An 11,093-nucleotide genomic window follows, 5' to 3' on the forward strand; every position below is an offset into this window, starting at 1 on the left:
CGAAGCGTAAGGGCGATAGGCGGCGCAACCGCAGGCCGCCCCTACGTTCCCTGCCAATAATCCTTCAGCGATGTGGCTTGATAGTGCACGTCGCTGAACCGGGCCGCGAAGGGACCGCCGCCGGGTGATTGACCCACGAAGCCGACGTCCACTGCCGCGGAAGCAGCGAGGGGGAAGTCCCGGAGGATCTCCCAACGCTTTCCGTCTTCTGATGCATATAGCATCACCGATCCGCCGACCCGCACGATCTTGAGCCAAACCGCGGCTACGCTTGCGGGAAGTCGCATGTGATAAGAATTGTCGCTGACCGGATCTGCGACGCTCGAGCTGACCGCATGCGTCGCGTCGTTCAACCGCTCGAACAGTATTTTGGCCCAGTGGTCAGGTGACGCGGAAATGATCAACGCGCCGCCTTCATACTTCCCCTTGTCGGGGCGGGTCACCCGCGCCGAGAAGATGAAGTCGCCCTGCGGCGTGAAGGTCACGCGGGGCGCCGTGTCCTTCGCCGGTCCGCCGGCCGGCGCATACAGGTCGCTGCCCGGTGGCGCGACGACGGTGAGACTGTCTCCAGCTACGGTGACGGTCTCCGCGCGGCCAGTCAGTTTCAACGCAAACGGAAGTGCGCTCAGACGGCCAGGCAGAACGCCATCAGAGACGGGCTTGCTCCTGGGCGGCGCTGTATCGGAGGCCGCCGCATCGACATCGCTGTCTGCGGCGCCGCGAGTATGCGGTACAGGGTGGCGGAGCGCCTGTGCTACAGGCGCGGCGCCAGCCAGCAGCGCGAGGGTTGTCGATAGCAATGCTGCCTTCGAGACGAACCTTCCAGAAGCCATGTGCATCAGACATTCTCATCCCAGGCGTTGAAGGCGAACATGTCTGCTTTGCCAGATCCCCGCAAGCGCTGGCAGCGTCGACTTCTCAACAGACGGGGGCAGAGCCTTCCCCAGCCGCCGTGCGCCAACTTCGAGCCGATTCCGGACCTCCAGGCACATCGTAGAAGCGGACGTTCCTGCATTTTTCAAAGCGTAGATCGTCGACTGCTGGTTTGCTGCGGCGACTCCTCGATCACAGTCGCATTCTGAGAAACCGCCGCACCGGGCCAGCGCTACTTCGCCTCTTCCGATGCCGCCATCGCAGCGCGGGCGGCAAGGATGTAGGCAGTGGTGGTGCTGACCGTCTATTCGTTCTCGAACCACAGGAACGGCCAGTCCGTCTTCGCCTCGGGGAAATCGGGTTTGACGTACAGCTTGTAGGCTTCGTCGCGGGTCTTGGCCTTCCGAATTGCGATGCCGCTCAGAGCCATGGTTGAGGCCTTTCGTAGCGAGGGCCCGAACGGGTGGGGCCCCATGCCAAGTTTGCGGCCCGTAATCCTGCAAAAAGGGCCCACTTGGCATTGCAAAGCCGTATGGGATTCCGTGGGATCGAGAAATGGTGCCGGTTGCAGGAATCGAACCCGCGACCTTCGGTTTACAAAACCGCTGCTCTACCAGCTGAGCTAAACCGGCCCTGGCTTGCCGCGAAGCGAGGTGGCGCCAGCCTCTGCGCGGTTTGCCGCAGCGGGTCAAGCGGGAAGGGGGCAATGCGGGCCGCGCCTACGAAAAGCCGCCCGCCGGCAGGTGCTGGCAGGCGGCGCTTCGACCGTCGGTGGCCAGGCTCCCGGGCGTAAACCCGGGAGCGCAGCGTGTCGGTTACAGGCGGAAGCTGACGCTGCCCGCGAAGGTCCGGCCGTTCTTGTAGAAGGCGGTCGGCGCACGGCGGTCGCCGCTATACTGATAATAGGTCTCGTCGAGCAGGTTCTGCGCGTTGACGCTGATCGAGATCTGCGGCGTCAGCTGGTAGCTGGCCGAGAAGTCGAGCTGGCTGTACGGCGCCACCATGTCGATCGAGTTCAGGCGGCCGATCGTCCGGAAGTAGGACGAGCGGTAGTTGTAGCTCAGGCGCGCCTGGATCGGCCCCTTTTCGTAATAGGGGATCACGTTGACCGTGTGGCGCGACAGATAGGGCATGTTGAGCCCGTTGTCGGTCGAGGCATCGGCATAGCTGTAGTTGGCCTGCAGGCCGAACCCGCCCCAGATCTCCGCCTGACCGGCGACGAGCACGCCGTTCACCTTGGCATTGCCGCCGTTGATCGGACGCGACACGCCATAGGCGGTGAAGCGCTGCGTCAGGCCGTTGAAGAGCTGAACGCCTTCCTGGCGGGTGTTGATGATGTACGAACCGATCTCACGCCGGAAGAGTTCGAGCGAGAGCACGGCGCCCGGGCGCGGATAATATTCGGCCGAGACTTCGTAGTTGGTCGACTCGTACGGCTTCAGGTCCGGATTGCCGCCGCCGGCGTCCAGCGTGATGTCGTTCTGGCTGAACGAGCCCGCCAGGTCGCTGAAGCGCGGGCGCGCGATGACCTTGGCGACGGCGCCGCGCACCAGCACGTCCGGACGCACCGAATAGGCGATGTTGAACGAGGGCAGGAACTTCACATAGTCGTGCGAGACCGAGCTCGGCACGAAGATCGGGGTACCGCCCTGGTTCACCTGGCTGGTGGAGTTGGAGATCTGCTGGGTGTAGACCAGTCGGCCGCCGAGGTTGCCGCGGACGCCGCCCTGCTCGAAATCGAGCTGCACATAGCCGGCCGCCGTGCTCTCCGAGACATAATAGGTCGAGGTCGGCTTGGCGACGGGGATGTTGATCGAGTTGTTGAGGATGTCGATCACCGACTGGCGCGGCAGGTTCAGGAACACGTTGCCGCTGCCGGTCGAGTTCAGCCCATTGAACACATTGTCCGGCGTCACCGAGGTCGGCACGCCGAGGTCGGCGACCGTGTACGGATTCGCGCGATAGGTGTTGCTGCCGCCGGCATCCTGGCGATTGATGTGGTGGACGTACTTCAGGCCGCCGCGGACCTTGGTGAAGAAGGCGATGTCGACCGGGAATTCCATGTCGATATTGCCGTACATATCTTCGTCAGTGGTCTTGCTGATGTCGATGCCGCCGCTGCGCGCCGCCACCAGCTGCTTGCCGTTGACGATGATCGGAACGCCGTCGATGGTCTGCGCTTCGACATTGTTGCTGTTGAAGTAGTTCGCCGGGTTCTTCAGATCGCCGGTGAAGTCCACCTTGGCGCTGTTGCCGGTGAAGGCGTAGCTGTAGGGCAGGCCGACCTGGGTATCGAACAGATATTCGGGGGTCTTGCCGCCGGTCGCCTTGCTCCAGCCGCCGCCGATGGTGATCTTGCCGCCGTCCGGTGCGGTCCACTCGAACACACCGTTATAGTTGTCCGTCTTCAGCTTGGTGCTGCGGACGAGCGTGTCGAGCTGGGCGTTCTGGGTGACGTCGCGGTCGGCCGCCCCGAAGCTGCCGGCTGTGATCAGCCCGCGATCCACGGTCAGCGACTGCGCCAGCGCGCCGGACCAGGCACCGGGGATCACGTACAGCGACTGGCTGTAGTTGTTGTAGTTGCCGTCGATGTGCAGGCCGTTGATCGTGATGCGAGTGCTCGGGGTGGGCTTGTATTCGACCGCGCCGAACAGGCTGGTGCGCTCACGCTCCTGCTGGAAGAAGGCGTGGTTGATACCAAACGGGTAGCGCGCGTTCAGCACGTCCTGGCGGGTGCCGCCGTTGATCGTCGCATTCGGGTTCTTCAGCAGGGGCTGGCCGCTGGCGTCGTTCAGGACGTTGCCGTTCGCGTCGGTCTGGAAGAAGTCCTTGCCCGGCGAATAGCCGAAGAACTCGACACCGCCGCGGACGAGGTTCTGCTTGTCGTAGGTGCCGGCGACGAGGATGCCGAAGGTCTCGGAATCGTTCTTCCAGCTGTACAGGCCCGAGCCGCGAATGTTGCCCTTCTCGGCGCGGTCATTGTACGAATAGCCGGCGGAACCGAACAGCGTGTTGGCCTTCAGGTCCAGCGGACGACGGGTACGGACGATGACGCTGCCGCCGATGCTGCCTTCCTCGAGACGCGCTTCCGGCGACTTGTAGACTTCGAGGCGCTCGACCAGTTCGGGCGCGAGCAGCGAATAGTTGAAGGTGCGGCTGCTGGGGTCGTTGTCGTTGCCGCCCCAATCGGCCGAGGCGACGCCGTGCCCATCCAGCAGCATGCGGTTCAGCGCCGGATCGGTGCCGTGAATCGCGACCTTCTCACCCTCGCCGAAGCGGCGGTCGATGCTGACGCCGGGGATGTGTGACAGCGATTCGGCAACGTTGCGATCCGGGAACTTGCCGATGTCTTCCGAGGAGATGACATCGACGACCGCGTTGGCGTTGCGCTTCACCTCGATCGCGCGACGGAGGCTGCCGCGGATGCCGGTGACGACGATGTCGTCGCCGCTGCTCGCCGTGTCGCCCTCGCTCTGCGCGGGTTGCGGCGCGGCGTCCTGGGCGAAGGCAGGCGCGGCGAACGCCGCAACGAGCAGCGCCGCAGCGCAGGAGGAAGTCTTCAACGTCGTCGATGTCATACGCATGGTGGTCAGCATCCCTTTATTTCAAAGATTGTTGCTTGCCGCGGACCGCAGGTTCTGCGCCGGCAGAACCGTTGTTTTCCCCGCAAGATCGGTAACCGCGTAGGTAAAGCCCGGCTGGAGCGCATAGGCGCCCACGCGGCCGTGGCGGTCGATGGCGAGGAACGCGACCTGCGCGTCCTTCACGGCATCGCCGCGCAATTTGGCGATGTGCAGCACGGCCTCGCGGCAGGCGGCCATCGGGTCCATGCCTGCGCGCATCGAGGACACGACGCGGGCTGAACCGGCGATGCGGGTCACTTCCTCGCCCACACCGGTGGAGGTCGCCGCACCCACATCGGGCTCGACCATCAGGCCGCAACCGGCCTGGGGCGAATCGCCGACCCGGCCGCGCAGCTTGAAGGCCATGCCCGAGGTGGTGCAGGCGCCCGCAAGGCGGCCATTGGCATCACAGGCGACAATACCAATCGTGTCATGGTCCAGCGCCGAACCGCGCTGATTTTCTATATTGGCTACAGGCTTGTACTGGGCGGTCTTAAGCCAATCGCGCCATGCTGCCTCGGCTTCCGGCGTCAGCAGGCGCGTCTTCGGGAAACCCTGTTCGAGCGCAAACTGGCGCGCGCCTTCGCCCACCAGGAAGGTGTGCGGGGTCTTTTCCATGACGCGCCGCGCCACCGAGACGGGATGGAGAATGTCTTCTAATGCCGCGACTGCGCCGACATTGCCGCGGTCGTCCATGATGATCGCATCCAGCGTCACATGGCCGTCGCGGTCGGGATAGCCGCCCAGGCCCACTGAGTGGTTCTTGGCGTCTGCTTCGGGCACCCAGCCGCCGGCCTCGACCGCATCGATCAGCGAGCCGGTCTTCTTCCACTGGGCATAAGCGGCGGCGTTCGCGGCTGCGCCGAAGTCCCAGGTCGAGACAATTAGTGCGCGCTTGGCCGAGCCTTGCGCCATCGCCGATGCGGCCGGCAGCACGGCCGCGCCTGCCAGCCCCAATTTCAACGCATCGCGTCGATCCAGTCCCATCGTCGCATCCCCACGCGGCACCGCTGCGCCGCTCTCCTCGTTGCCCGCGGAGTCACATTGCTGTCACCGCTTGGCAGGGATGCTGTCATAGGTCCCATCGGTATACAATACCAAATAAAGAAACTGGTTTTATATATGGCAGTGGATGGTCTCATCCGTTACGTTTTTCGGATATGTTGTTGCCGAAACGCAACGGGCCGAAGCGCGGCACGCGCGCTCCGGCCCGCTTGCGCCGCGCGATCGACTCAGCGCGGCGCGGTGAAGCCGCCGATCTCGGCGATGGCCAGCTTGGGCTCGGGCAGCGCGGTTTCGCCGAAGCGGAGGCGCAGATAGCGGGCGTTGCGCGCTTGCGCAAAGCCGATGCGCTGGGTGGAGAGCGCATAGGCGATGTTGCCGAACTCGCCGCTGGCGGCGGGCTGCCACGTCTTGCCGTCGGTGCTCACCTCGGCCGCATAGCCCTTGGGCGGGGCGGCATCGGTCATCACATGGCGCGACGGCGTCAGGCTGAAGCCCGCAAGTGCGGTTTCGCTGCCGAGGTCGATGGTCACCTCCACCGGCGCGTTCGCCTTGGGGGAGGGCGCGGTCCAGATCGTGCCGGGATCGCGATCTAGCAGCTTCTCTGCGCCGGTGCCGGGCGCGCTCACGATCTTCCAGGTGCGCGTGTCGATCACGGTCGGGTCGGACGAGACGATCGGCGCGACCGGCACCGGCGCCACCGAGCGGAACAGCGCGAACTCGCTGATCGCCGGGCAAGCGGGCGCCTCGAGGATGCGCAGCCGCACCCGGCGCGGCGCGATCGGCTGCGGAAGGCGCAGGATGCGCTGGGCGGAAATGCATTCCTTCTCGGCGAGTTGCTGCCAGGTGCCGTCGATCTCGGCATCCACCGCGAAGCGAGTCACCCGCGTGCCGAGCGGCAGATATTCCCGTAAGCGGATCACGTCGAAGCGGGTGCCAGGCTTGAGGTCGAGCGTCAGCGTCGGCGTGGTGGTGCCGTCCGGGGTGGACCAATAGGTTTCGCGATTGCCATCGAGGACGCGTGCGGCCGCGAAGGCGCTGCCGCGCGTCGCGCTGGCATGGGCGACTGCGCCCTTCGCCAGATCCGTCGCGAAGGTGGCGCGGATCGCGTCGCCGAAGCTCTTGAGGATCTTCACGTCCTGGTCGGCGATGCGGCCGCGGCGATCGGGGGGCAGGTTGAGGTTCAGATTGGTCCCACGGCCGACCGACTCGTCATAGAGCTGGATCAGCCGCTCGGGGCTCTTCACCCGCGAATCCTCGTCGGCATGGTAGAACCAGCCCGGGCGGATCGAGACGTCGGTCTCCGCCGGCCACCACAGCGCGCCGCCGCGAACGCCCGCATTGCCCTCGCTCTGGACGTACGGGTGGTTGGGCATGGTCGGCCAGCAGGGATCGCCCGCCACGCCGTCCTCGTTGCCCACCCAGCGGATGTCCGCACCGAGCGGATCGAAGGTGCAGGCATCGGGCTGGAGCTGGTGGACCAGCGCCACGATCGACGGCCAGTTGTAATAAGCGGGCGCGTCGATCTTCCGTGTCTCGCGCGCGCCGCCATAATAGCCGTCGCCGCCATTGGCGCCGTCGAACCACACTTCGAACAGCGAACCATATTGGGTGCAGAGCTCGGTCAGCTGTGCGCGGTAGTAGGCGATATAGCCCGGGCGGCCATATTCGGGGTGGTTGCGGTCCCAGGGCGAGAGATAGACGCCGAAGGGCAGGCCGGCGCGCTTGCACGCATCCGACATCTCGCGGACGATGTCGCCCTGGCCGTTCTTGTAGGGGCTGTTGCGGATGCAATGCTCGGTCAGCTTGGTCGGCCACAGGCAGAAGCCGTCATGGTGCTTGCAGACCAGGATCAGGCCCTTGAGCCCGCCCGCCTTGGCCGCCGCGACGATCTGGTCGGCGTTGAAGTCGCTGGGGTTGAAGGTCTTGGGGTCCTCGTCGCCATAGCCCCATTCCTTGTCGGTGAAGGTGTTCATCGAGAAGTGGATGAAGGCATATTGCTCGCGCTGGTGCCACTTCCACTGGCGGGCGCTCGGCGTGGCGCCATAGGGCTTGGGGGCGGGTGTCCGGGTGGCGGCGCCGGTCGCGGCATGGGCGAGCGCCGGGGTGGCGATGCCGGCGGCGACCAACGCGCGGCGGGAAAGGGTCGTCATTTGCGTTCTCCGGAGAGGGGTTCGGGAATGAGCCAGGTCTCGGCGACCTGATGGCCACGGCCGCTGCCGCCCATGCCGGCGGGGCGCGTCCAGGCGAGATCGAGCGTGCCGCTATGGGTGGCGGCGGCGGGGAGCGGGATGTCCAACGTCATCGGGTTGGTGGGGCGATCGAGCGGCGGATGGAGTTCGATGCTGCCATTAGCGACGAGCCGCATCGGCAGCCAATAATCCTCGCCGGCATAGGTTGCGACAAGCCGGTAACGGCGTGTTGGGTCGAGGCCCGTGTAGTGGAGCCGCAGCGGCGCGTCGTACAGGCTCTCGGCATAGCTGATCCACGACATCCGCCAGCCATCGTTCGGGGTGCGGTCGGCGATGCCCTCCACCGCGCCGTGGAAGCGCAGCGGATCGGTGACCGGGCTGCTGCCGCGGACGAGGTGGGGTGCGTTCCACGGATCGCCGAGATCGTCGTAGAGCGCGCCTTCCTTTGCGCGGGCGTAATCTGCCAGCTGGGCCGGGGTGCGCGTGGCGAGCTGCTTTTCGATCCAGACGCGGTTGTTGAGATCGACGTCGACGCGGTCGAGATTGGCGCCGCGCTCGACATTGGAGGCGCCGTACAGCTTCACGCTGAGTTGGAGCCGCGCGCCCTGCCAGAGTCGCTCGGCGAGGGCGAACAGGCGGGTGCGCAGCGCAGGTACGGGCGCCGGATCGGCTTCGGCCAGCCTTGCGCGTGCCGTCGCTGCATCGGGGGCGGCAAGGGCGGCGGCCTCGCGGGCGCGGGCGGCGATCAGGCGGTGGCGGACGATCGCATCGTACACCGCGCGGTAGCGGAGCGCGTCGACCCGCCAATCGGCCCAGGTGGCGGGCTGGAGTCCGTCGACCAGAGCCAGCGTGGCATCGATGTCGGCGTTCTTGGCGGGATCGTCGGCCCAATTATCTTCCAGCGCGAACAACGCCTTGGCTGCTGCGGGATCGCCAACGAAGTCCGCGGCATAGTCGCGTGCGAACGCCTCGGGCGTGGTCTGTGGATCCCAGCCGAGGCGGAACCAGAGGAACTGGTTCGCATCGTCGTTCACGCCTTCGGAATAGGTGACGAAGCCGCTGCTGCCGGGGTCGAGATGGCGGAACAGCGCGGTCATCGCGCGCGGACGCGGGTTGATCGGCTCGCGGCCCTCGGTGAGCGCGAATGCGGGGCTCCAGCGGTCGACCGGCACTTGCGCGTGCATGGTGTGGGCGATGTCGGGATAAAGGAGCAGCTGGTAGCCGGCGGGGAGGTGTTGTCGCTGGGTGGAGACAGGATCGCGCGTCTGGGGTCCGGCGAAGATGCCGGTCAGCCAGCGCGGGCGGCGGGCGAGTTGGGCGTAGAAGGTGTCGAGCCCCGCCGCGTCGAAGCCCTGGGTGGAGATCCAGACGCTGGCGTCCGGGTTGCGCGCGCGCAGGGTGGCGGCTTCGTCGGCGACCAGCGGGAACAGCCGGTCGGGCGCCGCACGGCCGGGGTCGCCGCCGGGGACGTAGAGTGCGTCGACCTGCGGCAACGACCCGAGCAGGAGGCGAAAGCGGCCGAGTTCGTGGTCGCGCTCGGTTTGCGTGTCATAGTCGTGCAGGTTGGGATAATAGAGTGCGAAGTCGATGCCGAGCCGATGCGCGAAGTCACCGATGCCGCGCAGCGTCTCCAGCGGCGGGGCGGGGAAGAGCGGGCTGGTGGCATCGTCGTCGGAGACCGGCGCGATCACCTGCACGCCGCTCGCGCCCCACAGCGCGTAATCCTCGATCCGGCGGCGGAACATCGCCAGCGTCCAGGCATCATAGCTGTTGTTCTTGGCACGATAGCCGATCTGGGTAAGCCGCACCGGCCGCGCTGGCGCGCTGTCGTAGCGCAGCGGCCGCGCGCCGGTCCGCAAATACCAGCCCGCGCCATAGACCAGCCCGCGTGTGCCCAGCGCGGTGATCACCAGCGTGTCGCCGATCCGGCGGACGGCAAAGCCTTCGCGCGGCACGTGCTTCGGCGCCACCTTGCGCCATGCCGCCCGGCGGGAGGCGGGGAGGGCAGCTTCCACGCTGTCTTGCGGCGCGAGCAACACCTGCGCGCACGGCGCATGCCGTTCCTCCAGCCGCGCGCGCAGCAGGTCGGCCGCCACTGCACCGCCGGCACCGGCGGCGACGCAGGGGGCCGTCGTCGTCAGGAGCGCGGCGGCGAGGAGCATCAGCCCGGCGTACGGCCGTTGGACGGCGGCCGATCGGCGCGTGCACGCCCGAACCCCGGGTTCGGCTTAGCCGACATGGTGAAGCGCAGCGTGCCGCCCTTCACCAGATCGGCGTGCGCGATCCAGCTTCTGGTCCATGGCTTGCCGTTCCAGGTCACGGCGGCGATGTACGGCGTGTCGGCGCGGTTACCCGGTGCCTCGATCACGAGCTTGCGGCCGTTGCCGACGGTCACTTCCGCCCGCTCGAACAGCGGCGACCCGAACACATAGGCCGCCTCGACCGGATCGACCGGATAGAAGCCGAGCGCCGAGAACACGAACCAGGCGCTCATCTGGCCGCAATCATCGTTGCCGATGATCCCGTCCGGGTCGTTCTTGTACATCTCGGTGCACAGGCGTCGCACCATCGCCTGGGTTTTCCAGGGCGCGCCGACATAGGCGTAGAGATAGGGCGCATGCTGATCCGGCTCGTTGCCATGCGCATATTGGCCGACCAGCCCCGAAATGTCCGGCGGCGCATTGTCGGGCAGGGTGGAGGGCGCGTTGAACAGGGCGTCGAGCTTCGCCTCGAACGTCGCGTCGCCGCCCATGTGCCGGATCAGCCCATAGACGTCGTGCTGGTTGAGGAAGGTCGCCTGCCAGCCATTCGCCTCGGTATAGTCGCGCCACCAGGGCTTGGGCATATGGCCGAGCTGGACGGGGTCGTAATCCTTCCACCAGCTGCCGTCGTTGAAGCGGGGACGGGCGAAACCGATCGAGGGATCGATGACGTTGCGCCAGTTGCCCGAGCGCTTGAGCAGCCGGTCGGCCTCGGCGGCCTTGCCGACGCGACGCGCGATGTGCGACGCGGCCCAGTCGTCATAGGCATATTCCTGCGTCCGGCTGACGCTTTCCCACCATTTGTCGGCAGGGACATAGCCCTTGGCGTCGTACAGGTCGCGGCCTTTGCTGTTGTCCAGGTCGGGCGCGGCGAAGTCGAAGCTGCGCTTGGCGATGCCAGGCCAGGCGGCGGCGTAATCGGCGGGAATGCCCTTCACCATCGCCTCGGCCATGATCGGCGTGCCGTGCCAGCCGATCATGATCCCCGTCTCCTTGCCCTGCAGCGTCCAGACCGGCGGGCCATAGGCGCTTTGCTGCGTCTGGCGGATGATGTCGTCGATCAGCTTCTTGGCCTGGGCGGGCTGGGTCAGGATCAGCCAGGGGTGCAGCGCCCGGTACGTGTCCCAGGTGGAGAAGGTGCT

7 protein-coding genes and 1 tRNA gene are annotated in these 11,093 nt (G+C 66.4%); all 8 read right to left on the reverse strand.

The window, feature by feature from the left end; genetic code table 11:
• Positions 1-41 precede the first annotated feature (41 nt).
• Positions 42-839, reverse strand: a complete 798-nt coding sequence (locus tag QZ670_RS19975; RefSeq protein ID WP_294259035.1) for a DUF1349 domain-containing protein — start codon at positions 837-839, stop codon at positions 42-44.
• A 338-nt stretch (positions 840-1,177) separates the two neighbouring features.
• Positions 1,178-1,303 carry a hypothetical protein gene (locus QZ670_RS19980; RefSeq protein WP_294259038.1) on the reverse strand — a complete coding sequence of 42 codons (126 nt, stop codon included), beginning with the start codon at positions 1,301-1,303 and terminating at the stop codon, positions 1,178-1,180.
• Between the two features lie 126 nt (positions 1,304-1,429).
• Positions 1,430-1,505, reverse strand: a tRNA-Thr gene (locus QZ670_RS19985).
• A 183-nt stretch (positions 1,506-1,688) separates the two neighbouring features.
• Positions 1,689-4,457, reverse strand: a complete 2,769-nt coding sequence (locus QZ670_RS19990; RefSeq protein ID WP_294259039.1) for a TonB-dependent receptor — start codon at positions 4,455-4,457, stop codon at positions 1,689-1,691.
• Positions 4,458-4,478: 21 nt separating this feature from the next.
• Positions 4,479-5,483 (reverse strand): N(4)-(beta-N-acetylglucosaminyl)-L-asparaginase, encoded by a 1,005-nt coding sequence (locus QZ670_RS19995; protein WP_294259041.1) that lies wholly within the window; start codon positions 5,481-5,483, stop codon positions 4,479-4,481.
• A gap of 245 nt (positions 5,484-5,728) precedes the next feature.
• Positions 5,729-7,651, reverse strand: coding sequence for an alpha-L-fucosidase (locus QZ670_RS20000; protein WP_294259044.1), 1,923 nt, complete (start codon positions 7,649-7,651; stop codon positions 5,729-5,731).
• Positions 7,648-9,852, reverse strand: coding sequence for a hypothetical protein (locus tag QZ670_RS20005; protein WP_294259047.1), 2,205 nt, complete (start codon positions 9,850-9,852; stop codon positions 7,648-7,650). Before QZ670_RS20005 ends, QZ670_RS20000 begins: the two co-directional genes overlap by 4 nt.
• Positions 9,852-11,093 (reverse strand): glycoside hydrolase family 92 protein (locus tag QZ670_RS20010; protein ID WP_294259049.1); only part of this gene is annotated, 1,242 nt, incomplete at its 5' end. The genes QZ670_RS20005 and QZ670_RS20010, both read right to left, overlap by 1 nt.

Source organism: uncultured Sphingomonas sp., from assembly GCF_913774285.1.
In the GTDB taxonomy this organism is placed as follows: Bacteria; Pseudomonadota; Alphaproteobacteria; order Sphingomonadales; family Sphingomonadaceae; genus Sphingomonas.

Bases quoted from the DNA above. Each gene is read 5' to 3' on its own strand.
- QZ670_RS19975 (WP_294259035.1), bottom strand. From the start codon at position 839: ATGCACATGGCTTCTGGAAGGTTCGTCTCGAAGGCAGCATTGCTATCG.
- QZ670_RS19980 (WP_294259038.1), bottom strand. From the start codon at position 1,303: ATGGCTCTGAGCGGCATCGCAATTCGGAAGGCCAAGACCCGCGACGAA.
- QZ670_RS19990 (WP_294259039.1), bottom strand. From the start codon at position 4,457: ATGCGTATGACATCGACGACGTTGAAGACTTCCTCCTGCGCTGCGGCG.
- QZ670_RS19995 (WP_294259041.1), bottom strand. From the start codon at position 5,483: ATGGGACTGGATCGACGCGATGCGTTGAAATTGGGGCTGGCAGGCGCG.
- QZ670_RS20000 (WP_294259044.1), bottom strand. From the start codon at position 7,651: ATGACGACCCTTTCCCGCCGCGCGTTGGTCGCCGCCGGCATCGCCACC.
- QZ670_RS20005 (WP_294259047.1), bottom strand. From the start codon at position 9,852: ATGCTCCTCGCCGCCGCGCTCCTGACGACGACGGCCCCCTGCGTCGCC.